Raw genomic sequence first — 22,758 nt, forward strand, 5'->3', positions numbered from 1 at the left:
GTCACTTCACGAAAGAAATCGATTTACGGTCGGTCGACAGCACCACCGCGATAATCACCAGCAGGCCCAGCACGCCGTCCTGCAGATAGCGCGGCAGGCCGGCCACAACCATGCCGTTGCTGATCACATTGACGATCAGCACGCCGGCCACCGTGTTCCACACGCCGCCGCTACCACCGAGCAAGGTGGTGCCGCCCACCACCACCGAGGTTATCGACACGAACATATAGTTCGAGCCCGTATTGGCCTCGGCCATGCCCAGGCGGGCCGTGGCCAGCAAGGCGGCCGCCGCGTAAAACATGCCGGCCAGCATGAAGCCCAGCAGGCGCACGCGGTACACGTTCAGGCCGGACGCATGGGCCAGGTGTTCGCCGCCGCCCACCGCATAGAAATTGCGGCCCAGGACGGTCTTGCGCTGGATAAACCAGGCCAGCAGTACGGCGGCCACGCCCACATAGGCCATCAGCGGAAAATTCCACCAGCGCTTGAGCAGCAAGGCGCGGAAGACGTCGTCTTCGATGCGGATCTGCTCGCCGCCCGTCAGCAGGATGGCGATGCCGGTGCCGACAAAGCCCATCGCCAGACTGGACATGAAAGACGGTATCGACAGGCGGATATGGATCAGGCCATTGATATAGCCGAACACGGCGCCGGCGGCGATGGCGGCCGGCAGCGCGACCCAGGCCCAGCCTTCGGCCAGGTGGCCGCCCAGGGCCAGGAACAGCCAGCCGAAGACGACGGCCGTGGTCGACACCACGCCTTCCATCGACAGGTCGATCGAACCCATGATGATGATGAAGGTGACGCCCAACGCCACCAGCAGCGCGGGCGTGGCGGAAATCGACATGCGGGCCAGATTCGCCACGCTGAGAAAATTCGGATTGACCGCCGTGAAAAAGGCCAGCAGCGCGGCCAGCACGATGGCGGGCGCCCATTGCCAGGCGAGGTCGTACGGTGTTGCGGAGGATGTCATGGTAAAGCCTTCAATCACAGTGCAGGGACGTGCGCCCGCAGCGGCGCGCCAGGAAGCAGTCCTGGCGCGCCCCGTGCCGCGGGCCGGTGGAATCAGGCGGCGCGGATCGGCCCGGTGGTCGGGCCCCAGAAGTCTTTCCAGTCGTATTTGGGCAGGCTGCCCGACAGGTATTTCTTCTTGAACGCCTGGGCGTCTTTTTGCGTGATCAGGATGGTTGGGCCGTAGAACTCGCGGTGCGCCTTCGGCTCTTTCGACGGCTTGAAGGTGCCGATCGCCGCGTGGTAGGCCAGCGCCACCGAGATGCCGCCGGCCCACGGCGGATTGGTAAAGCAGGTGGCCAGCAGTTCGCCCTTCATCACCAGGTCGACCGCCTGGGCGTTGCCGTCATAGGCCACCACCGGCAGCTTGCGCCCTTCGGCGCGCAGCGCTTCGAGGATGCCGTAGGCCATCGAGTCGTTGGCGCTGAAGACGCCCGTGATCTGCTCGCCGAAGCGGGTCAGGAAGCCCTGCATCACTTCATTGGCTTTCTGCGTGCTCCAGTCGGCCGGCTGGTAGTCGAGCAGCTTGACGTTCGGGAAATCCTTGAGCGCGTTCATCAGGCCCTTGCGCCGTTCGACCGCCGGGCCGTTGGCGGGAATGCCGCCGATGCCGACGATGGCGCCTTTGCCGCCCATGGCGGTCAAGAGGATGCGGGCCGTCTTTTCGGCCGGCTCGACGTCGGACCAGGTCATGTGCGAGACCCAGTTGTCGCCGAAATCCCAGGGGTGCAGGTCGTCCGTCTTGTTCCAGATGGTGGACACGAAAGCGCCCGCCTTGACCACCGATTCGACCACCGGGCGCGCATTGGGCGCGTCGTTCGGATCGCAGGCGATGGCGCATTTGCCGCCCGTCTTGGCCAGGAAAGACTTGATGTCGGCCAGCGACTTTTCGCTGCTGCCGTTGTTGATCAAATGGACCAGGTCGGATTTTTTCCAGCCCTGGCTTTCGACAAACGCTTCGCCGCCCGACACCAGCTCGTTCCAGTACGGGTTGCTGCGGTCGCGGTAGCTCCAGGCCAGCGGCAGGCGCTGGCCTGGTGCTGCCATCGCGGGCAGGCCCATGCCCATGGCGGACAGGCCGGCAATCCCGGCCGCGCCGGCCAGCAGGAAGTTGCGGCGGCTGACGGTTTCCTGTTCGATAAAGGTCTTGATGAAGGACGTGTCTTTTTCCAATTTTGTCTCCGTTTGGTGGTGTCCCCGTCGTGGCGGGGAGGTTATTTTCAAACTGGCTGGGGTGGGGTCGATCCGGAAGCATTTAAGTAACTCCCTAGATAGTTACTATAAACCTGAAATTCGGCGATTGCAATCGGAATCTGACGATTCCGTGCCGATAAAGCGTTCGATTACGCGTGCTTAGGCGGGAACCGGCGCATCCTCGCGCAATAAGCCCTGGCGCTGCAAGGCCTCCCAGAACGCGGCCGGTATCGGCGTGGAAAACCATTCCAGATTCTGCCGCAGCTGCTGCACCGTGCGGGTGCCGGCCGTAAAGGACGCGACCGCCGGATGGGCAACGACGAACTGCAGCGCAGCCGCCGGCAGCGGCACGTTAAATTCGCGGCAGACCTGCTCGATGCGCGCCACCCGTTCGAGGATGGCGGGCGGCGCCGGTGCGTAGTTATACTTGGCGCCCGGCTTCGCGCCGGTGGCCAGGATGCCGGAATTGAAGCCGCCGCCCACCACCACCGTGGCGCCGCGCTGCTGGCACAGGGGCAGAAATTCGTCGAGCGCCGCCTGTTCCAGCAGCGTGTAGCGCCCGGCCAGCAGAAAGCAGTCGAAATCGTGGCGCTTGAGCGCTTCGTGACAGACCTCCCACTCGTTCACGCCCACGCCGATGGCTTTGACCAGGCCCTCCGAGCGCAGCCGGTCCAGCGCACGCCAGCAGCCGTCCATCGCTTCTTCGAACACGCGCGGCTGGTCCGCACCCTGCGTATATACGTCGATATCGTGGATAAAGCAGATATCCATGCGTTCCAGCGCCAGGCGCTGCAGGGAATCCTCGAAGGCGCGCATGGTGCCGTCGTAGCTGTAGTCGAAGCGGCTGCGAAACGGCGCCGCGTCGACCCAGGGGCCGAAGTCGATGCTGGCGCGCGGCGCCGGCGTCAAGACCCTGCCCACCTTCGAGGCCAGCACGAAGTCGTCGCGATTCTTGCCGCGCAGGTTGTGGCCCGTGCGCAGTTCGGCCAGGCCGTGGCCGTACATGGGCGCCGTGTCGAAAAAGCGCACGCCCGCGTCCCAGGCGGTGGCCATCATCTCGCTGGCCACGGCCTCGCTGACGGGTTCGAAGATATTGCCGATCGGCGCGGTGCCGAAGGCAAAGGCGGTCACTTCCAGGCCGGTCTGGCCGATCTGGCGTCGTTCAGTGGGCTGCATGTTTGGTCTCCTCCTTGGTGTGAAATCAATCCCAGCATGGTGCGTATGGTACTCTTGCACTGGTCACGACGCGGTAGTCGGTGGCGCCCAGCGCGTCGATGCGCGCCATGTCCACGCTCGACAGCGTGAAATCCATGATATCGAAGTTGGCGGCGATATTTTCCGGCTTGGTCGACATGGTATTGATCGCCACGCCTTTTTGCAGTATCCAGCGCAGCGCCACCTGCGCCGCCGACTTGCCGACGGCCGCGCCGATCTCGGCGAACAGCGGATACTTGAACACCTCGCCGCGCGCCACCGAGCAGTAGGACGACAGGGGAATGCCGGTTTCGCCGGCCGCCGCCAGCAGCTTGCCCTGGTCGAGCAGCGGGTGAAACTCGACCTGGTTGGTGACCAGCGGCCGGCGCATCAGCCGCGCCGCCTGGCGCATCATGGCGGCCGTGTAGTTGCTCACGCCGATATGCGTGGCCAGCCCCAGGTCCGCCGCCTGTTCCAGCAGCGCCAGCGAGGGCGCGATATCGCCATCGGCCGGTGCCCAGTGCAGCAGCAGCACGTCCAGGCGCGCCAGTTTCAGCTTGTCCAGGCTTTCGCGCACCGAGTCAACAAAGCGTTCGGGCGCAAAATTTTCCAGCGCGACCTTGGAGGTGATGCACAGCTGCTCGCGCGGCACGCCGCAGTCCTGCAGGGCCAGCCCCAGGTCGGCCTCGTTGCCATAGCCTTGCGCCGTGTCGAAGGCGCGGTAGCCGGTGGCCAGCGCCGCCCGCACGGCCGACGCCAGTTCCTCTCCCCGCAGCGGATACGTGCCGAAGCTGCGTTCCAGCCCCGGCTGAAAATAAATGCTCATGCGGTCTCCTCGGGAACATCGCCGATGGCGATCTGGATCTTGTTGATGCGCTTGTCGCCGATAAAGGCCTCCATCGCCTCGCCGATGCGGTCAAGCGGATACACGGTGGCCACAAAAGCGTCCAGCGCCAGGCGGTCATGGGCGATCAGGGTCATTGCCTCGTGCATGTCGTCGCCCATGCCGGCCACGCTGCCTTGCAGTCCCAGCTCCTTGAGCACCACCTTGAACGGCAGGTAATGCGCATGCGCGTCCGGTGCGCACAAGCCGAAGGCCAGCACCCGGCCGCCCGGGCGCACCAGGTCGAAGGCCTGTTCATACAGCGCCGTCAGGCCCACCGATTCGATCACCAGGTCGGCACCCCTGCCCTGCGTGGCCTGCGCCACCACGCCGGCCAGCATGGCCGGATCGCTGACGACGTAATCGGCGCCGCTGGCCCTGGCCCATGCCGCGCGTTCCGGATTCGGGTCCGAGACGATGATGGGGGCGGCGCCCGCCTGGCGCGCCACCTGCAGGTGCAGGTTGCCGATCGGCCCGGCGCCCAGGATCAGCACCGACTCGCCCAGCCGCAGCCGGCTGCGCTTCACGGCCCGCACGATGCACGACACGGGTTCGGTCAGCGCCGCCAGTTCGATCGGCGTGCTGTCGGCCACCGGCACGATATGGCTGGCCGGCACGCGCACGTATTCGGCCAGGCCGCCATCGACATGGATGCCGATCTGTACCATGGCCGGGCAATTCATGATCTCGTTCTTGCGGCAGTAAAAGCAGGCGCCGCAACCGACATTGATATCGGCCGTCACGCCCTGCCCCAGCGCCAGGCCCCTGACCTCGGCGCCCATGGCCGCGATATGGCCCGAGAATTCATGGCCGGGAATCAGGGGCAGGCGGTCGGCCGAATAAGTACCGTGGTAGATATGCATGTCGGTGCCACACAGGCCACAGCGCGTGACCCTGACCAGCACGTCGGCGGGCCCCAGCTGCGGCACCGGTACCTGGCGCACCTCGAACTGGCCCGGCGCGACCAGCACGGCGGCGCGCATGGTGGCGGGGATGATGGTGGGGCTAGCGTGCGCCATGCTCATGCCGCCTCCTTCACACGGGTTTCAAGACTGGCGCCCAGGCGCGCCGCGCGTATCATGTCGGCCGCCTTTTCGGCGATCATGATCGACGGCGCATTGGTGTTCGAGCTGACCAGCGCCGGCATGACGGAACTGTCGCAGATGCGCAGGCCGGCGATGCCGCGCACGCGCAGTTCGGGGTCGACCACCGAACCCGGGTCGCCGCCCATGCGGCAGGTGCCGACCGGGTGATACGAGGTGCGGCCATACTGGCGCGCATACTGTTCCAGCTGCGCGTGGCTGCTGACGGCGCCGCCCGGGAAATGCTCTTTTTTCACGTATTTTCCCAGCGCCGACTGGGCGAAGATCTCGCGGCTCAGGCGCACGCCCTCGATCGACGTCTTCAGGTCGTATTCATGGCCGAGGAAATTCGGATCGACCAGCGCCGCATCGCGCGCGCTGGCCGAACGCAGGTTGACGGAACCGCGCGCTTTCGGCCGCAAGGTATAGGAATTCATGGTCACGCCCGAGCCGGAAGCGATCTTCGGCACGCCCGCCTCGACGCCGGCGCCGACCAGGAAGTGGAACTGCAGGTCCGGCGTGGCGGCCTGGCGGTCGGCATACCAGAAGGCGCCGCCCTCGACGATGGTCGAGGCGACCGGGCCCTTCTTGAACAGCAGGTATTCCAGGCCGGCCCACAGCATCCAGTGCGTCTTGTTGTATTTGTCGAGGCTGTGCGGGCCATTGAGTTCATACACCACGTCGATGCCGAAATGGTCATGCAGATTGCGGCCCACCTCGGGCAGGTCGGCCACCACCGGGATGCCCAGGGCGCGCAGCTCGGCGGCCGGCCCCATGCCGGACAACAGCATCAGCTTGGGCGAGCCGATGGCGCCCGCCGTCAGCAGCACTTCGGCGCTGGCGCGAAGCTGCACGCGCTTGCCGTGCTCGATGATTTCCACGCCGACGGCGCGCTGGCGCTCGACCAGGATGCGTTCGATCAGCACGCCGGTGCGCACGGTCAGGTTGGGCCGCTGCATGGCCGGGCGCAGATAGCCCACCACCGCCGAACAGCGGCGCGCACCGCGCGTGATGGTCTGGTAGGCGCCGGCGCCGTCCTGCTTCTCGCCATTGAAATCGGGGTTGCACGGCATGCCCACCTGCTGGCAGGCCTGCACGAAGGCGCGCGTGATCGGCTGCGGCGTGGGCGTGCTGACGCCCTGCGGGCCGCCGATGCCGTGGCGCGGGCCGGCCAGGCTGTCGTTGTCCTCGGCGCGCACGAAATACGGCAGCACCTCGGCGCCGCTCCAGCCGGTGCAGCCATGGTCCAGGGCCCAGGCGTCATAGTCCCGGGCGCAGCCGCGCGTGTACACCTGGGCGTTGATGGAACTGCCGCCGCCCAGCACGCGCGCCTGGGTGTAGGCGATCTCGCGGTTCAGCGCATGCTTTTGCGGCACCGTGGTGAGGCCCCAGGTCAGCGGGCCGCCCGTCATCTTGTAGAAGCCCACCGGCAGGTGGATGTACGGATTGCTGTCGGCCTTGCCCGCTTCGAGCAGCAGCACGCGCACCTCGGGCGATTCGGACAGGCGCGCGGCCAGGGCGCAGCCGGCCGAGCCGCCGCCGGCGATGATGTAGTCGTAGTCCATGGCGCTCCCCTCAGGATATCCAGTGCTGGCGCGGCTGCAGGTTGATATGCACGGTTTTCAGTTCCGTGTACTCCTCGATGCCGGCCAGGCCGGCCTCGCGGCCCTGGCCCGACTGCTTCATGCCGCCCAGCGGGGTTTCCGGGCCGTTGTCGAGCGTGGTATTGACCCAGACGCGGCCGGCCTGGATCTCGCGCGAGGCGCGCAGCGCCTGGTTCAGGTCATGGGTCCAGATCGAGGCCGACAGGCCGAATTCGCTGTCGTTGGCCAGCGCGATCGCCTCTTCATAGGTATCGAAGGGCACGACCGCCAGCACCGGGCCGAAGATCTCTTCGCGCAGCAGCGGCGTGCCCTTGGGCACATCGGCCAGCACGGTCGGCTGCACGAAATAACCACGTTCGGTTTCCAGGCGGCCGCCGCCGCAGACCACCGTGGCGCCCGCCTTCACACCCTGCTCGATATACGCCAGCACGCTGTGCATATGGCCTTCGTCGAACATGGCGCCCACCTGAGTGGATTCGTCGAGCGGGTCGCCGATGCGGATGCGGGCGATCTTGACCGCCAGCTTTGCCGTGAACGCGGCGGCAACGCTGCGCTCGACCAGCAGGCGGCTGGCGCCCACGCAGCACTGGCCCGCATTGAAGGCCATGCCGAAGGCGACGCCGTCGGCCGCGTCATCGAGGTTGGCGTTGGCGAACACGATGTGCGGATTCTTGCCACCCAGTTCCAGCCCCAGCTTCTTGATATTGCCGGCCGAGGCGGCGATCGCCTTCTGACCGGTGGCGGTCGAGCCGGTAAACGACACCATGTCGACCAGCTCGCTGTCGAGGATGGCCTGGCCGGCCACGCTGCCGCGCCCCGTCACCACATTGACCACGCCGGCCGGCAGGCCCGCCTGTTCCAGCAGCGTGGCCAGCATGACGGTGGTGCCGCTGGTCGCTTCGGCCGGCTTGATCACGGTCGTGCAGCCGGCGGCGAGAATAAAGGGCAGGCGCTCGGAGAGAATGAAGAAGGGGAAATTCCACGGCGTGATGACACCCACCACGCCCAGCGGCTGGCGCAGCACCATCGCCAGGATGCGCTCGCCCAGATTGTCGTAGGCCTGGCCGGCCATGGTGCGCGCCGCGCCCGCGGCAAAGCGCCACACGTCGACGGCGCCGTGGATTTCGCCGATGGCCTGCAGGATTGGTTTACCCGTTTCCAGCGATTCGACCAGGCCCAGCTCTTCGGCCTGTGCTTCGATCAGGTCGGCCGCCTTGAACAGCACCTTGGCCCGCTCGGCGGCGCCCATGCCGGCCCAGGGGCCGTGGTCAAAGGCGCGGCGCGCGGCGGCGATCGCGCGTTCGGTGTCGTCCTTGCCGGCGCGCGGCCAAGTGGCCACCGGCACGCCGTGGGCGGGGCTGTTGCGGGTAATGGTCTCGCCGCTGGCGGCATCGACCGGCTGGCCGTCGATATACATCTGGAACCGGCGTGGCTCGGTGGGCAGGCTTCGTTTGTTCATGGTCTCGCTCCTTGTTATTGACTATTTTTTTTGACTAGAATACAGGCTTGCATTTGTCGCGGAAAGCTTGCAGGCCGATGGCGGCATCAATGCTGCCCTTGATCTCGGCGCCGGCGGCCGCATGGAATTCGCCCGGCTCGGCGCTCCACAAAATCGCCTCCTTGGCCAGCGCCGCCGCATGCGGCGACACCGCCGCCAGGCGCGCGGCCAGCGCGGCCAGTTCCTGCTCGAACGCGGCGCCGTCCCAGACGGCGTTGAGCAGGCCCCAGCGCTCGGCCCGCGCGGCATCGAGAGTGCACAGGCTCAGCACCGCTTCCAGCGCCCTGCCCCGGCCCGCCAGGCGCGCCAGCCGCACGCCGCCCTGCCAGCCGGGAATCGCGCCGATGCCCACTTCGGGAAAGCGGAAGGTGGCGCCGCTGCTGGCCACGTGCAGGTCGGCGCACAGGGCCAGTTCCAGGCCGCCGCCGAAACACACGCCCTCAATGGCCGCCACCGTCGGGCAGCGCAGGCGCTCGAAACGGTCGAACAGGCGGTTGCCGAAATCGATCCAGTCGTGCGCGAACTGCCGCGGCGGCAGCGGCCCCCAGTCGCGCACGTCGGCGCCCGAGGAAAAGGTGCCGCCTGGCGTGCCGCGCAACAGCACCACGCGCACGCCGGGGTCCTGCTCGACGATGCCGAGCTGGCGCTCGAACTCGCGCAGCATGGCAAAGTCCAGCGCATTGGCCTTGCCCGGATGGTCCAGGGTCAGCGTCAGCAGCGCGCCGTCGCGCCGCGCATGCACGGTACCCATGGCCGCCTCAGGCGCCAACGCCATAGAAGGACATAAAGCGCCGCATGCGCGCCACCGCGTCGTCCGGATCGCGCAGCAGGCCGGCCGCATCGGCCAGGCGGAAGGTGTCGGCGAAATACGGCAAGGCGCGCATGGCCTGGTGGCCGGCCAGCATCTTCATGTGCTGCTGATGGCCGTTCAGGTAGGCCAGGAACACCACGCCCGTCTTGTAGTAGCGCGTGGGCGCCTTGAAAATATGGCGCGACAGCGGCACGGTGGGCGCCAGAATGTCAAGAAAGCGTTCGCGATTGCCCTGGGCCAGCGCCGCCAGCGCATGGGCCGCCGCCGGCGCGATGGCGTCGAAAATGCCGAGCAGCGCATGCGAGTAGCCGTGCTCGTCGCCGGCGATCAGCTCGGGATAATTGAAGTCGTCGCCGGTGTACATCTTCACGCCGGCCGGCAACAGCCGGCGCATGTCGATCTCGCGCTGCGCGTCGAGCAGCGAGATCTTGATGCCGTCGACTTTCGGGGCCGACTCGCGTATGACTTCCAGCGCGATATCGCGCGCCGCCGTCAGCTCGCTCGTGCCCCAGTAGCCGTCCAGCTCCGGGTCGAACATGTCGCCCAGCCAGTGCAGCACCACCGGCTGGCCCGCATGCGCCAGCACCTGGCGGTAGACCCGCAGATAATCGTCCGGGGTTTTCGCTACCCGTGCCAGCGCGCGGCTGGCCATCAGGATCAGGCGGCCGCCCGCCTGTTCGATGGCGTCGATCTGCTGCTTGTAGGCGCCGATGACGTCGTCCAGCGTGTGCGTGGCGGCCGGGTCCAGGTGGTCGGTGCCGCAGCCGTTGAAGACCGGTACGCTGTCGTCGCCCAGACTGGCGCGGGTGCGGCGTATCAGTTCCAGCGCCGTGCTCCAGTCCAGGCCCATGCCGCGCTGGGCCGTGTCCATCGCTTCGGCGATACCCAGGCCCATGCCGGCCAGGTAGTGGCGGTAAGCGAGGGTCGCCTCCCAGTCGATGGCGTCGCCATCGGCCAGCGGGTCGGCGACAATATGGGCGGCCGACAGCACGATGCGGTTGAACGGTTGCGCGGGCGCGGCCGGCGCGCTCCAGGGCGTGCCGCTCAATATATGGGACTGCAGGCGGCCATCCGGGCCGGGTAAGAGAATTTCTGCCACAATGTCTCCAGTGTCTGGTTTGCGTTTTCAGGCTGACGCCATATAACGATCTAGTTAGTTACTTGAATTCTACAGCAGTGCGCCAATTTGGCAAGCGTCTTCAGCACACGCTTTCCAGCCGCTCGCGGCAGGCGGCCAGCACCTCGCCGGGGGGGCGCTGCCACCAGTCCAGCCGCGAAAAAATCTCCACTTCCACCGGGCCGGCATAGCCCGCGCGCCGCACCGCGCCACGCATGGCACGCAGGTCGATCACGCCGTCACCCATCATGCCCCGGTCCTGCAAGGGGTCGCGCGTGTCCAGCCGCCAGTCGCAGACATGCAGCCCCATGATGCGCTTGCCGGCGCGCGCAAGCGCCGGGCACAGCTGCGGGTCCCACCACACATGGTAGGCGTCGACCGCCACGCCGAACCAGCCCTCCCCTTGCGGGTCGAGCGCCTCGCACCAGTCCACGGCCTGGTCGATGGTATTGAGCACGCTGCGGTCGGCCGCGTACACCGGGTGCAGCGGTTCGAGCGCAATGCGCACGCCCGTCTCGCGCATCACGGGCAGCAGCGCGGCCAGGCCGTCGCGTATCTGCCGGCGGGCGTCTTCGATATCGCGGCTGCCCGCCGCCAGCCCGCCCACCACCGCCACCAGGTAGGGCGCGCCCAGCACGGCGGCCGTGCGCAGCGCCTGCGCGTTCGAATCGATGGCGGCCTGCCGGCCCGCCGCATCGGGCGCCGTGAAATACATGGTGCGGCAATAGGCGCCCGTTTGCAGGCCGGCGGCGCGGATGGCGGCGGCGGCCCGCTCGGGGTCAAGCTCGTCGACTTCCTGGCGCCACGGCGTGATATGGCCGAAACCGGCATCGGCGATGCGCCGCGCGCTGACCGCCAGCGGTTCGCGAAAGCCCAGGGTGGCGGTATTGATGCAGCAGTCCTTGATATTCAGCGGCGACATGGCTTCTCCTTAGAAGCGCTGCAGCAGCAGGCCGCCGTCGACGCGCACTTCCTGCGCCACCGTGTACGGCAAGAGGCCGCCGGCCATGGTGCGTATCACGCGCGCCACGTCGGCCGGCATGCCCCAGCGCGGCGCCACCGTCATGCCCTGAGCGATCAGGGCGTCATACTTGGCCTTCGACGGCGCCGTCATCTCGGTCAAAATCAGGCCCGGCTGCACCTCGTAGGCGCCGATGCCCTCGCCGGCCAGGCGGATCGCGAACAGGCGCGCGGCCATGTGCAGCGCCGTCTTCGACATGCAGTACTCGCCGCGCTCGACGCTGGCCGCCTGCGCATTCGACGAGGTGACAAAGACGATGCTGCGGTGGACCTCTTCGCGGGCGGCGCACGCCAGCATGCGTTTTGCGACGGCCTGCGTCAGAAAGAAAGTGGCGCGCGTATTGACCTCGAAGCAGCGGTCGTAGCTGTCTTCGGCCACGTCCAGCAGGTCGCCGCGCCGCAGCACCGACACGCCCGCGTTATTGACCAGGCAGTCGATGGCGCCCAGCTGCCCTTCGATGGCGTCGAGCACGGCCGGCAGCGCGGCCAGGTCGGCGATATCGTGGTCGAACACCAGGCAGCGGCGGCCCAGTTGCGCCACCTCGGCCTGCAGCGTTGCCAGCGCCTCGGCGTCGTTATAGGCGATGGCGGCGATATCGAAGCCGTCGGCGGCCAGGCCCAGCGCCGTGGCGCGACCGATCCCGCGCGAGGCGCCGGTGACGATGGCGGTCTTGTTGGTCATGGTCAGGCCTTCAGCAAGTTGCGCGCGATGATCACGCGCTGGATCTGGTTGGTGCCCTCGTAGATCTGCGTGATCTTGGCGTCGCGGTACAGGCGCTCCACCTCATAGCCGCGGATATAGCCGCTGCCCCCAAAAATCTGGATCGCATTCGAGCTTTGCGCCACGGCCGCGTCGCTGGCGTAGCACTTGGCCATCGACGAGGCGGCGGTGGCGTCCAGGCCGGCGTCGATCTTCATCGCCGCCGAGCGCACCAGCAGGCGCGCCGCCTCGGCGTCCTTGGCCATGTCGGCCAGCATGAACTGGATGGCCTGGAATTCGGCGATGGCCTGGCCGAACTGCTGGCGTATCTTGACCTGTTCGACGCACGCTTCCAGGCCCGCCTGCACGATGCCGACGGCCAGCGCGGCGATGCCGATGCGGCCTTTTTCCAACACGCTCATCATCATGTGAAAGCCCCGGCCCTCGGTGCCCAGCAGCGCGTCCGCCGGCAGCACCACATCCTTGAAGTGCAGCTCGCCCACCTGCGACGAACGCTGGCCCAGCTTGTGTTCCTTCGGCCCGCGCGCCACGCCGGCGCTGTGGCAGTCGACGATAAAGATGCTCATGCCGCGCTTGCCGGCAGCCGGGTCGGTGCGCGCCAGCACCAGCGCCACGTCGGCCACCGGCGCGTTATGGATCCACAGCTTGGTGCCGTTCAGCAGCCAGCCATCACCGTGGCGCACGGCCGTGGTCTTGATGCCCGATACATCGGAGCCGGCGCCCGCTTCCGTGATGCAGTAGGCGCCGCGCTGCTGCGCGCGCACCAGCGGCACGATCCAGCGCTGCTTCTGGTCTTCCGTGCCGTGCTGCGTGAGCAAGGTGGTCAGCAGTTCGACCAGGCCGCACTGGTCGGCCACCGAGGCGTAGCCGCGACTCAGTTCCTCCATCACCAGGCTGTAGGCCAGGCAGTCGAGGCCGGCGCCGCCATACTGCTCGGGCACGGCGATGCCGAACAGGCCGATCTCGCCCATTTCGCGGTAGATTTCGCCGGCAAACGCTTCTTCGTGATCGAGCCGTTCGGCCTGCGGGCGTATCACTTCATTGGCAAAGCGGCGCGTCATGTCAGCCACTTGCTGGTGTTCGGTGGACAAATTCATGCTGGGTCTCCTGTTGTTGTACTCGCCAGAGTTTCTGGCTGCTTGCGTAAATAACTAACTAGTTATATCATTATTCTTCAAGTTGCGGGATTTGGCAAGCGATCTCGACACGTTTAATTCAAGGAGACAGACAAGATGAAGACAGCAGCATGGTGCGAGGCGGCGGCGATGGCCGACGCCATTTTCGATGGCGCCCTGGTGGTATTGAGCGGTTCGGGCGGCGGCTTGGTCGAGGCGGACATGATCTGCGCGGCGATCGAACGGCGCTTCCTGGACACCGGCCATCCGCGCGACCTGACCCTGGTGCACGCGCTGGGCATCGGTGACGGCATCGCGTCCGGCATCAACCGCTTTGCCCACGAGGGCATGGTCAGCCGCGTGATCGGCGGCCACTGGACCTGGTCCAAGCGCATGCAGCAACTGGCGCACGACAATGCGATCGCCGCCTACACCCTGCCGGCGGGCGTGATCCAGACCCTGCTGCGCGAGATCGGCGCCGGACGCCATGGCCTGGTGACGCATATCGGCCTCGACACCTTTGCCGATCCGCGCCATGGCGGCGGCAAGTGCAACAGCCGCGCCGCCGACGACATCGTCGAAGTGGTGACTTTGGGCGGCAAGGAACTGCTGTGGTACAAACCGTTCAAGGTCGATTTCGCCGTGATACGCGGCACGGCCGCCGACCCGCAGGGCAACCTGACTCAGCGCGAGGAACCGTCCGACATGGACGCGTTTGCCGCCGCCATGGCTGCCCACAACAGCGGCGGGCGCGTGTTTGCCCAGGTGCGCGACGCGCTCGACGCGCCGATCTCGCCGGCGCGCGACGTCGCCATTCCCGGCATCCTGGTCGACCGCATCTGCGTCAACCCGCAGCAATGCCAGACCACCGGCTCGCCCTACGATCCGGCCATCAGCGGCCAGTTGCCGGCGCCGCCAGAGCGCGCCGCGCAAACGCTACCCGACGGCCTGCGCTATCTGATCGCGCGGCGCGCCAGCGAGGAACTGACGGCCGGCGCCTGCGTCAATTTCGGCTTCGGCATCCCGGACGGCATTCCCGCCATCGCCGCCGCGCAAGGCACGGATATCGCCTGGACCGTCATCGAGCAGGGACCACACAACGGCGAGCTGCTGCCCGGCCATCTGTTCGGCGCCACCCGCCATGCCAGCGCCATCGTCAAGTCGACCGACCAGTTCGACTTTTTCAGCGGCGGCGGCATCGATATCGCCTTTCTGGGCATGGGAGAGATGGACGCGCAGGGCAATGTGAACGCCTCGTGGCTGGGCGCCGACATCGTCGGCCCGGGCGGCTTTGTCGACATCACGCAAGGGGCAAAAAAAGTGGTGTTCTGCGGCGCCTTCGAGGCAAAGGGACTGCAGGTGGCGCAGCACGACGGCAAGGTCAGCATCGTCACGCCGGGCGCGATACCGAAACTGGTAGCACAGGTGCGCCACATCACCTTCAGCGGCCGGCGCGCGCGCGCCGACGGGCAGACCGTGCTGTATGTGACCGAGCGCGCCGTGTTCCAGCTCATGCCGGACGGCCTGCAGCTGGTCGACGCGCCCGAGGGCATCATGATCGAACGCGATATTTTGCGGCGCATGCCGTTTGCGGTAACGCTGTCGGCGCCGATGGCGCAGCGGCTGGCCAGCGAGCAGCAGGCCAGCTGATGCCAGGCGCGGCCGGGTCAGTCCGCCGGCTGCGCTGCCGGCGGAAGAGGCGCGAAACCGCGCAGGTACACCATGCGCTCGGGGCTGACTTCAAGCTGCGCCTGATGTGTCGCGTCTTCAACGGTATAACGCAGGCTCGCGCCATCCTGTCCCACGCTCTGCGCGCTAATGCGCCCTTTCACCAGCAAGGCATTGGCCTGCCCCAGATAAGCGTCGACCAGGCGAACAATCGCAGCGGGACTTTCCTCGCCACGATAGCCGCCATGCGCCACCATCTGCAAGGCCGCTTGCGACACATTGGGAAAGCCGACCGATCGTCCGCCCGCCTGCCATTGCCAGATGGCGGACATCAGCTCACGGTCCTGCAACGGCGACGCGGACAGTTGCAGGCCATCGAGCCGGCCAAAAATCAGGGGCAGCAAGCGATACAGCGCCGCCTCGGCCATTTGCGCACGCACTGCCGGCTCGGCATCCGGAACCTTACTGGTTCCAACAGTCAGCAGGAAAAACTGATAATAGTCGCAAAACTGCGGCACGGTACGTGCCTGTTGCACGGCAAAAGCGGCAGCCTCGGCATGCAATGCCAACCCGGCCACGGCATCGCTGCGGGATGACATCAAGGTGAACAAGGCAAGGCGGTCATTCAGGTCCTGCAGCTTGAACAGCGAAGCCTGCCCGACGCCCAGCGATTCAAGAAAGCCATTGGTGCTGGCCAGCTGATCGTTGGTCAGCAGCTGATCCGTTTGCAGCGCATGACCCAGCTCTGCTGCATGCCGTTCGATGGTATCGCCCGATTCCCCCCGCGCCAGGAGGCGCAGCGTGTCTGTTTCCAGGCTCATCAGTTTGAGCGGACTGATCGACAAACCAGCGCGCGGCAAAAATACCAGGCTTGCGGAGTGCAAACCCTTCTGCACCTCGGCCAGCAGCGTGAGTTCATCGACAAAGTGATAGTGAGCCATCGGACTGGTGCAGGCCCAGTCCAACCATGGCTGGCCGCCATCGATCAGACCCAGCACCATTCTTGCGCGATCGGACAGCTGGGCCGCGCGCTCAATCAGCCTGCCGGAAATCGAAACAGTCATGCGTCATCCTTTCTTTTTTTCAGTCTTTATATGGTACCCAAAAACGCCGCCCTGCTCGCAGAATAGTTGCCAAAAAAAACCCCGGCAAGCCGTTGCCAGCTTGCCGGGGTCGCTTCAGTCACTCAGCCTTAGGCCGGGACTTGCACCTTGTCCGCCACCGAGCGGAACTCTTCGATCTTGTCGAAGTTCATGTAGCGGTAGATCTCGTCGGCATTCTCGGCGATCACGCCGATATGCGACATGTATTCCGCGCGGGTCGGAATGCGGCCCAGCAGGGAACACACGGCGGCCAGCTCGGCCGAGCCGAGGTAGACATTGGTCTCGATGCCGAGGCGGTTCGGGAAGTTGCGGGTCGAGGTCGACATCACCGTGGCGCCCTTGCGGATCTGCGCCTGGTTACCCATGCACAGCGAACAGCCCGGCATTTCCATGCGCGCACCGGTGCGGCCCAGGCTGCCGTAGTGGCCTTCGGACGTCAGCACCTGCTGGTCCATCTTGGTCGGTGGCGCGATCCACAGGCGTACCGGAATGTCGGTCTTGTTTTCCAACACTTTAGAAGCGGCGCGGAAGTGACCGATATTGGTCATGCACGAACCGACAAACACGTCGTCGATCTTGGCACCGGCCACTTCGGCCAGGGTTTTCACGTCGTCCGGGTCGTTCGGGCAGGCCACGATAGGCTCATGGATGTCGGCCAGGTCGATCTCGATCACGGCGGCGTATTCGGCATCGGCGTCCGGCGCCAGCAGTTCCGGGTTGGCCAGCCAGGCTTCCATCGCCTTGATGCGGCGCTCCAGCGTGCGCTGGTCGAGGTAGCCGTTGGCGATCATCCACTTCATCAGGGTGATGTTCGAGGTCATGTATTCGATGATCGGCGCTTTGTCCAGGTGCACGGTGCAGCCGGCGGCCGAGCGTTCCGCCGAGGCGTCGGACAGTTCGAACGCCTGTTCGACCTTCAGGTCGGGCAGGCCTTCGATTTCCAGGATGCGGCCGGAGAAGATGTTCTTCTTGCCCTTTTTATCGACCGTCAGCATGCCCTGGCGGATCGCGTACAGCGGAATCGCGTTGACCAGGTCGCGCAGGGTCACGCCAGGCTGCATGGTGCCCTTGAAGCGCACCAGCACCGATTCAGGCATATCGAGCGGCATCACGCCGGTGGCGGCGGCAAACGCCACCAGGCCGGAACCGGCCGGGAACGAGATGCCGATCGGGAAACGGGTGTGCGAATCGCCACCGGTGCCGACGGTATCCGGCATCAGCAGGCGGTTCAGCCACGAGTGGATCACGCCGTCGCCCGGACGCAGGGCCACGCCGCCACGGTTTTCGATAAAGGTCGGCAGTTCGCGGTGCATCTTGACGTCCACCACTTTCGGGTAGGCGGCGGTGTGGCAGAACGACTGCATCACCAGGTCGGCCGAGAAGCCCAGGCAGGCCAGGTCTTTCAGCTCGTCGCGGGTCATCGGGCCGGTCGTGTCCTGCGAGCCGACGGTGGTCATCTTCGGTTCGCAGTAGGTGCCCGGACGGATGCCGGTGCCTTCCGGCAGGCCGCAGGCGCGGCCGACCATTTTTTGCGCCAGCGAGTAGCCACGGCCGCTGTCGGCCGGGTTTTGCGGCAGGCGGAACAGCGTCGATGTGCCCAGGCCCAGCGATTCGCGCGCCTTGGCGGTCAGGCCGCGGCCGATGATCAGCGGAATGCGGCCACCGGCTCGCACCTCGTCGAACAGCACGTCGGACTTGACCGTGAATTCGGCGATGACCTCACCGTTTTTCAGGGCCTTGCCGTCGTAGGGACGCAGTTCGACCACGTCGCCCATTTCCATTTGCGTGACATCGAGTTCGATCGGCAGTGCGCCGGCGTCTTCCATGGTGTTGTAGAAGATCGGGGCGATCTTGGTGCCCAGGCACACGCCGCCGAAGCGCTTGTTCGGAATGAACGGAATGTCTTCGCCGGTGAACCACAACACGGAGTTGGTGGCCGATTTGCGCGAGGAACCGGTGCCGACCACGTCGCCCACGTAGGCGACCAGGTGGCCCTTGGCTTTCAAGGCTTCGAGCTGCTTCAGGGGGCCGATCTTGCCCGGCTCTTCCGGATTGATGCCGGGACGCGGGTTTTTCAGCATGGCCAGCGCGTGCAGCGGAATGTCCGGGCGCGTGGTGGCGTCGGGCGCCGGCGACAGGTCGTCGGTATTGGTTTCGCCGGTGACCTTGAACACGGTGATGGTCAGGCTTTGCGGCACTTCCGGACGCGAGGTGAACCACTCGGCGTCGGCCCACGACTGCACCACTTCGGCGGCGCGCGCGCTGCCCTTGTCGGCCAGTTCCTTGACGTCATGGAAGTAGTCGAACATCAGCAGGGTTTTCTTCAGGCCTTCGGCCGCCACCGCGCCCACCACCGGGTCGTCCAGCAGGTCGATCATCGGCTTGATATTGAAGCCGCCCAGCATGGTGCCCAGCAGCTGGGTCGCCAGTTCGCGCGACACCAGCGGCGACGTTTCCGTGCCCTTGGCAACGCTGGCCAGGAAAGCGCATTTGACCTTGGCCGCATCATCGACGCCGGCCGGCACGCGGTGGGTGATCAGGTCGACCAGGAACTGCTCTTCCCCGGCTGGCGGGTTCAACAGCAGTTCGATCAGGTCCGTGGTCTGGGCTGCCGACAGCGGCAGTGGAGGAATACCAAGGGCGGCGCGTTCGGCGACGTGATTGCGATAAGCAGCTAGCATGAAATACTCTCGGTCAAGGTTGATTGCAGGGACGGCCGCCTGGCCGCCGGTCTCGACCGCTATTATATCTCAACCAGTCTTATATAAGACATATAACATGAGAGCAAAATTACCCAATGGCCAAATCGCCACACTGGCGCCGGTCGCCAGCATCAAAACGGGCAGTGCCGCGCCTTGAAATGCGAGGGCGTCATGCCGGTCTGCTGCGAAAAGAAGCGCGTCAATACCGAGGCCGATGAAAATCCCAGCATGTCGCTGATTTCAAACAGGCAGGCCTGATCGAGCATCAGCAGCCGCTTTGCCTCGGCCAGCCGCACGCGGGTGTAAATGGCCTGGAAATGGCTGCCCTCCTTCTGCAGGCGCCGGTGCAGGGCCGAGCGCGACAGGCCGAACTGGTCACAGGTTGCCAGCAACACCTGGCTTGGGGCCGCCCATGGGCTGGCGTCGACGCCCTGCTGCTCGCGCAGCAGCAGCTGGCCGAGGAAATCCTCGACCCTGGCGCAAAACGAATCGCGCCGGCGCAGCGCGCGCATGTCCGCATCCGCCTTGTCGCGAAACAGCCGGTACAGCATGGGGTTGTGCTGCTCGAAGGGTTGCTGTGCGCGCGGCGCGCTGAAACGCAGGCGGTTGCGGGCCTGGCCGAAGCGCACCGGGCACGGCACGCCGCGCAGCAGCCGGCGCCAGGCCGGCGGCTCGGCGCCCGTCAGCTCGATCGATGGATGGGCCAGGCCGGCGCCACTATACACCTGCGCCAGCTGGACGATGCCTTTCAGGCTGTTCAAGGCCATCAGCGCGGTGCGCGCCTCGCCATCGAGATGGAATGCAAACTCGAAGTCGTCGCCGGCCCGCTTGAACGACATGGCGTCGACCTCGCCGATCAGCGGCCGGTAGGCGATGCAGTGCTCGAACGCCGCCAGCAGATCGGGCGCATTCGAGACGATGGCGATTTTCGTCACGAACGGCTCGCTCCAGCAGATATCGCCCTCGGGCACCACCAGGTCGCCCGGTTCGGGCAGGCGGTCGAGCAGATTGAGCATCGCCGTGTACCGGCTGCCCGCGATACGGCCATCCGTTTGTACCACGCTGTGCTGCGCGATGCCCGTCAGGTGCTGGAATTGTTCAGCGCCGATGCCGGCGCGCAGCGCCAACGCCATGCCACGCCGCACCAGCTCGGCGGACACCGTTTTATCAGCCATGTCGTCTCTTTTATGGTTATGCAGGCGTTGATATCGTCTCACACGATAGCGCCGCCCATCGCGCGCAGTCAAACGATTTCGCTTGCCGCAAAAACAATTTCCAGGACGCGCCACAGGGCAAAGCGGCGCGACCATCGGCCAATCGGCAGGGCGTGGCCGCTGCTATGATTTTTTCCCCAACACGGCGCAGGCCAGCTGCTGCGACCCATAAAAAACGGAGACAAGACCATGCAAAAACCACCAGCCACACCCTTGCCCTCGCCACACCGGCGGCGCATCCTGCAAATGGCCGCCGCGGCGGCGGCCGTGCCTTTGCTGACCGCCTGCGGCAGCGGCGATGACGGCTTTGCGGCGCCGTCGCTGGGCGAGGCGCAGCAGTTTTCGGGGCAGCGCACGCGCTCCTTCGACGAAGGCTGGCTGTTTGCCGCCGGCGCGCAAACCGGCGACGCCGCCGCCCTGCCCGGCTTTGCGGACCAGGGCTGGCGCGCGCTCGACCTGCCGCACGACTGGAGCATCGAGGACCTGCTAGGTGGCAGCGACGACGGCGCCGCCACCGCCCAGCCCTCGCACCTGTTCTACTTTGAAGACCCCGCGCTGGCCGAGCGCGCGCCGCCGCGCATCGGCCCCTTCGACAGCCAACTCAGTGGCGGCGGCCGCGCCACCGGCCGCTTTGTCGGCGGCGAAGGCTGGTACCGCAAGCATTTCACCGTGGCGGCCAACCCCGGCCAGCGCGTGGAACTGGCCTTCGACGGCGTCTACCAGAACGCCGATGTGTGGATCAATGGCCGGCACCTGGGCTTTCATCCGTATGGCTACACCGCCTTCGGCCATGACCTGACGCCGCACCTGGTGGCCGGCGAGAATATCGTCGCCGTGCGCGTGCGCAATCTGGGCGACAACAGCCGCTGGTATTCCGGCTCCGGCATCTACCGCCACACCCACCTGACCGTCACCGGCGGCGTGCGCATCCCGCGCTTCGGCGTGGGCTTGACCACGCGCGAGTTGAGCACGTCGGAGGCGAGCATCGTGGCGCAGGTCACCGTGCACAATGCCTCCGGGGGCCTGGCCTCGCCGGCATTGCGGGTGATGCTGTTCGACGCACAGGGCAAGCAGGTCGCGGCGACCGATATCGACGCGCACGGCATGGCCGACGGCGAAAGAAAGGACGCCATGCTGACCTTGAAGGTGGCCAGCCCGCAGGCCTGGACGCCGGACACGCCGCAGCTGTACCAGGCGGTGGTGCAGGTGATCGTCAATGGCGCCGTGGCAGACCAGATGATCGAGACCTTCGGCATCCGCACCGTGTCGGTCGACGGCGGCCAAGGCTTCCTGCTCAACGGCGCGCCGTTGAAACTGCGTGGCGGCAATGTCCATCACGATCACGGCCCGCTGGGCGCCGTCAGCCTGTACGACCAGGAATACTGGCGCCTGGCGATCCTGAAACAGGGCGGCTACAACGCCATCCGCATCGCCCACAATCCGCCCAGCCAGGAGTTCCTGCAGGCGGCCGACCGCCTGGGGCTCATCCTGATCAACGAATTCGTCGACATGTGGGATGTGGCCAAGACGCCGGACGACTATCATCTGTATTTCGCGCAGTGGTGGCAGCGCGACCTGGAAAGCTGGATGCTGTCGTCGCGTAACAGCCCCGCCGTCTGCATCTGGTCGATCGCCAACGAGATCTTCGATTCAAAAGCCGCCGAGCCGCGCGGCAAGGAGCTGTTCGCCCGGGCCCGCGCCATCGACGCCAGCCGCCCCATCATGCAGGGCGCGGCGCAGGGCATCTTCGGCGCCTTCAACGCGCCCACCACGGCCGCCTATACCGACTTGGGCGACATCCACTACCAGCTGTCGTTTGCGGCCGCGCGCCAGGCCATGCCCAACAAGGCCTGGATGCAGTCGGAGAGTTTCGCCAGCTCGGCCTACGACCACTGGAAGCTGGTCACCGACAACCCCTTCGTGATCGGCGACTTCGTCTGGTCGGCCTGGGATTACATGGGCGAGACGGGCATGAACGTGCCGCAGCTGATCGCCAAAGACAGCGATACCGATACCTCGTTCCAGGGCCAGTCGCGCGACCTGGGCAAGCAGGCCAGCGGCCTGTGGGGCCCCTACCCCTGGTTTGCCGCCGGCTGCGGCGACTTCGACCTGATCGGCCAGGTCGCACCGCAGCATCTGTACCGGCGCGCCGTGTGGGACATCAGCCCGATCGAGATGGCCGTGGCCCGCCCCGTGTCCGGCAACCGCCAGCAGCAGGCATTCGCCTTCGGCTGGTTCGACGAACTGGAAAGCTGGAGCTGGGACGTGGCCGCCGCTACCCAGCTACGCGTGCATGTCTACACGGGCGCCGACAAGGTCGAGCTGTACCTGAACGATGCGCTGCTGGCCACGCAGCCGCTCACCGCCGCGCACAAGCGCATCGCCTCGTTCTGGGTCGCTTATCAGGCGGGTACCCTGCGCGCCGTGGCCTACCGCAACGGCGCCGAAATCGGCAGGAAGGAACTCGCCACGGCGGGCGCGCCGGCGGCGTTGCTGCTGACGGCCGACAAGACCAGCCTGGCGGCCAGCCGCGACGCCCTCGCCCATGTGCTGGCGAAAGTGGTCGACCGCCAGGGCCGGCTGGTGCCCGACGCCGTGGTGCGCATCCGCTTTGCCGTCACGGGCGGCGAACTGGCGGCCGTCGGCAGCGGCAACCCGCACAACGCCGACAGCTTCCGGCGCGGCCGCCGCCATAGCTACCAGGGCAAGGCGATGGCGTATGTGCGGCCCGGGAAAACGCCAGGGAAGATCACCGTCACCGCCACGGCGGACGGGCTGGGATCGGCGCAGCTGGAGCTGACGGTGGCTTGACGCATCACAG

The 22,758-nt window shown here is 66.3% G+C and carries 17 protein-coding genes; 2 read left to right on the plus strand and 15 right to left on the minus strand.

Annotated features, from left to right (window positions below):
- Position 1 precedes the first annotated feature (1 nt).
- The 12 genes from ACP7B7_RS08255 to ACP7B7_RS08310 all read right to left on the minus strand — a co-directional run bounded on the left by ACP7B7_RS08255 (position 2) and on the right by ACP7B7_RS08310 (position 13,232).
- Positions 2 to 973, minus strand: a complete 972-nt coding sequence (locus tag ACP7B7_RS08255) for an ABC transporter permease (RefSeq protein ID WP_426076331.1) — start codon at positions 971 to 973, stop codon at positions 2 to 4.
- A gap of 92 nt (positions 974 to 1,065) precedes the next feature.
- Positions 1,066 to 2,184: a sugar ABC transporter substrate-binding protein gene (locus tag ACP7B7_RS08260; RefSeq protein WP_426076332.1), complete on the minus strand. Its 1,119-nt coding sequence runs from the start codon at positions 2,182 to 2,184 to the stop codon at positions 1,066 to 1,068.
- Positions 2,185 to 2,364: 180 nt separating this feature from the next.
- On the minus strand, positions 2,365 to 3,381 hold the full coding sequence (locus ACP7B7_RS08265) for an aldo/keto reductase (RefSeq protein WP_426076333.1): 1,017 nt from the start codon (positions 3,379 to 3,381) through the stop codon (positions 2,365 to 2,367).
- A 25-nt stretch (positions 3,382 to 3,406) separates the two neighbouring features.
- Positions 3,407 to 4,225: an aldo/keto reductase gene (locus tag ACP7B7_RS08270; protein ID WP_426076334.1), complete on the minus strand. Its 819-nt coding sequence runs from the start codon at positions 4,223 to 4,225 to the stop codon at positions 3,407 to 3,409.
- Complete coding sequence (locus tag ACP7B7_RS08275) at positions 4,222 to 5,307, minus strand: zinc-dependent alcohol dehydrogenase (protein ID WP_426076335.1); 1,086 nt, start codon at positions 5,305 to 5,307, stop codon at positions 4,222 to 4,224. The genes ACP7B7_RS08270 and ACP7B7_RS08275 overlap by 4 nt, the downstream gene beginning before the upstream one ends.
- Positions 5,304 to 6,929 (minus strand): GMC family oxidoreductase, encoded by a 1,626-nt coding sequence (locus ACP7B7_RS08280; RefSeq protein WP_426076336.1) that lies wholly within the window; start codon positions 6,927 to 6,929, stop codon positions 5,304 to 5,306. Before ACP7B7_RS08280 ends, ACP7B7_RS08275 begins: the two co-directional genes overlap by 4 nt.
- A gap of 10 nt (positions 6,930 to 6,939) precedes the next feature.
- On the minus strand, positions 6,940 to 8,427 hold the full coding sequence (locus ACP7B7_RS08285; RefSeq protein ID WP_426076337.1) for an aldehyde dehydrogenase family protein: 1,488 nt from the start codon (positions 8,425 to 8,427) through the stop codon (positions 6,940 to 6,942).
- Between the two features lie 34 nt (positions 8,428 to 8,461).
- A complete protein-coding gene (locus ACP7B7_RS08290) occupies positions 8,462 to 9,217 on the minus strand; it encodes an enoyl-CoA hydratase/isomerase family protein (protein ID WP_426076338.1) in 756 nt (251 codons plus the stop codon).
- Between the two features lie 7 nt (positions 9,218 to 9,224).
- Positions 9,225 to 10,379, minus strand: coding sequence for a dihydrodipicolinate synthase family protein (locus ACP7B7_RS08295; protein ID WP_426076395.1), 1,155 nt, complete (start codon positions 10,377 to 10,379; stop codon positions 9,225 to 9,227).
- 97 nt (positions 10,380 to 10,476) lie between these two features.
- On the minus strand, positions 10,477 to 11,316 hold the full coding sequence (locus ACP7B7_RS08300) for a sugar phosphate isomerase/epimerase family protein (RefSeq protein ID WP_426076339.1): 840 nt from the start codon (positions 11,314 to 11,316) through the stop codon (positions 10,477 to 10,479).
- 9 nt (positions 11,317 to 11,325) lie between these two features.
- On the minus strand, positions 11,326 to 12,096 hold the full coding sequence (locus ACP7B7_RS08305) for a 3-ketoacyl-ACP reductase (RefSeq protein WP_426076340.1): 771 nt from the start codon (positions 12,094 to 12,096) through the stop codon (positions 11,326 to 11,328).
- Between the two features lie 2 nt (positions 12,097 to 12,098).
- Positions 12,099 to 13,232: an acyl-CoA dehydrogenase family protein gene (locus ACP7B7_RS08310; RefSeq protein WP_426076341.1), complete on the minus strand. Its 1,134-nt coding sequence runs from the start codon at positions 13,230 to 13,232 to the stop codon at positions 12,099 to 12,101.
- A gap of 135 nt (positions 13,233 to 13,367) precedes the next feature.
- On the opposite strand from ACP7B7_RS08310, the gene ACP7B7_RS08315 reads away from it, so the two are divergent.
- The gene (locus tag ACP7B7_RS08315; protein ID WP_426076342.1) at positions 13,368 to 14,900 is read left to right on the plus strand and encodes a CoA-transferase; all 1,533 of its coding nucleotides are present in this window, start codon (positions 13,368 to 13,370) and stop codon (positions 14,898 to 14,900) included.
- A 17-nt stretch (positions 14,901 to 14,917) separates the two neighbouring features.
- Here the strand turns inward: ACP7B7_RS08315 and ACP7B7_RS08320 are convergent, their stop codons facing one another.
- The 3 genes from ACP7B7_RS08320 to ACP7B7_RS08330 all read right to left on the minus strand — a co-directional run bounded on the left by ACP7B7_RS08320 (position 14,918) and on the right by ACP7B7_RS08330 (position 19,898).
- Positions 14,918 to 15,982 (minus strand): hypothetical protein, encoded by a 1,065-nt coding sequence (locus ACP7B7_RS08320; protein WP_426076343.1) that lies wholly within the window; start codon positions 15,980 to 15,982, stop codon positions 14,918 to 14,920.
- Positions 15,983 to 16,110: 128 nt separating this feature from the next.
- On the minus strand, positions 16,111 to 18,702 hold the full coding sequence (locus tag ACP7B7_RS08325; protein WP_308920720.1) for a bifunctional aconitate hydratase 2/2-methylisocitrate dehydratase: 2,592 nt from the start codon (positions 18,700 to 18,702) through the stop codon (positions 16,111 to 16,113).
- A gap of 152 nt (positions 18,703 to 18,854) precedes the next feature.
- The gene (locus tag ACP7B7_RS08330) at positions 18,855 to 19,898 is read right to left on the minus strand and encodes a helix-turn-helix transcriptional regulator (protein ID WP_308920719.1); all 1,044 of its coding nucleotides are present in this window, start codon (positions 19,896 to 19,898) and stop codon (positions 18,855 to 18,857) included.
- Between the two features lie 228 nt (positions 19,899 to 20,126).
- Here ACP7B7_RS08330 and ACP7B7_RS08335 point away from each other — a divergent pair, with 228 nt between their 5' ends.
- Positions 20,127 to 22,748 carry a sugar-binding domain-containing protein gene (locus tag ACP7B7_RS08335; protein WP_426076344.1) on the plus strand — a complete coding sequence of 874 codons (2,622 nt, stop codon included), beginning with the start codon at positions 20,127 to 20,129 and terminating at the stop codon, positions 22,746 to 22,748.
- Positions 22,749 to 22,758 lie beyond the last annotated feature (10 nt).

It is taken from the genome of Janthinobacterium sp. PSPC3-1 (assembly GCF_049896105.1).
In the GTDB taxonomy this organism is placed as follows: Bacteria; Pseudomonadota; Gammaproteobacteria; order Burkholderiales; family Burkholderiaceae_D; genus Janthinobacterium.

What these genes read in the sequence shown, in the direction of transcription:
- ACP7B7_RS08305 (WP_426076340.1), bottom strand. Translation starts at nt 12,096, where the DNA reads ATGACCAACAAGACCGCCATCGTCACCGGCGCCTCGCGCGGGATCGGT.
- ACP7B7_RS08315 (WP_426076342.1), top strand. Translation starts at nt 13,368, where the DNA reads ATGAAGACAGCAGCATGGTGCGAGGCGGCGGCGATGGCCGACGCCATT.
- ACP7B7_RS08290 (WP_426076338.1), bottom strand. Translation starts at nt 9,217, where the DNA reads ATGGGTACCGTGCATGCGCGGCGCGACGGCGCGCTGCTGACGCTGACC.
- ACP7B7_RS08325 (WP_308920720.1), bottom strand. Translation starts at nt 18,702, where the DNA reads ATGCTAGCTGCTTATCGCAATCACGTCGCCGAACGCGCCGCCCTTGGT.
- ACP7B7_RS08335 (WP_426076344.1), top strand. Translation starts at nt 20,127, where the DNA reads ATGCAAAAACCACCAGCCACACCCTTGCCCTCGCCACACCGGCGGCGC.
- ACP7B7_RS08285 (WP_426076337.1), bottom strand. Translation starts at nt 8,427, where the DNA reads ATGAACAAACGAAGCCTGCCCACCGAGCCACGCCGGTTCCAGATGTAT.
- ACP7B7_RS08275 (WP_426076335.1), bottom strand. Translation starts at nt 5,307, where the DNA reads ATGAGCATGGCGCACGCTAGCCCCACCATCATCCCCGCCACCATGCGC.
- ACP7B7_RS08265 (WP_426076333.1), bottom strand. Translation starts at nt 3,381, where the DNA reads ATGCAGCCCACTGAACGACGCCAGATCGGCCAGACCGGCCTGGAAGTG.
- ACP7B7_RS08320 (WP_426076343.1), bottom strand. Translation starts at nt 15,982, where the DNA reads ATGACTGTTTCGATTTCCGGCAGGCTGATTGAGCGCGCGGCCCAGCTG.
- ACP7B7_RS08310 (WP_426076341.1), bottom strand. Translation starts at nt 13,232, where the DNA reads ATGAATTTGTCCACCGAACACCAGCAAGTGGCTGACATGACGCGCCGC.
- ACP7B7_RS08300 (WP_426076339.1), bottom strand. Translation starts at nt 11,316, where the DNA reads ATGTCGCCGCTGAATATCAAGGACTGCTGCATCAATACCGCCACCCTG.
- ACP7B7_RS08255 (WP_426076331.1), bottom strand. Translation starts at nt 973, where the DNA reads ATGACATCCTCCGCAACACCGTACGACCTCGCCTGGCAATGGGCGCCC.
- ACP7B7_RS08270 (WP_426076334.1), bottom strand. Translation starts at nt 4,225, where the DNA reads ATGAGCATTTATTTTCAGCCGGGGCTGGAACGCAGCTTCGGCACGTAT.
- ACP7B7_RS08330 (WP_308920719.1), bottom strand. Translation starts at nt 19,898, where the DNA reads ATGGCTGATAAAACGGTGTCCGCCGAGCTGGTGCGGCGTGGCATGGCG.
- ACP7B7_RS08280 (WP_426076336.1), bottom strand. Translation starts at nt 6,929, where the DNA reads ATGGACTACGACTACATCATCGCCGGCGGCGGCTCGGCCGGCTGCGCC.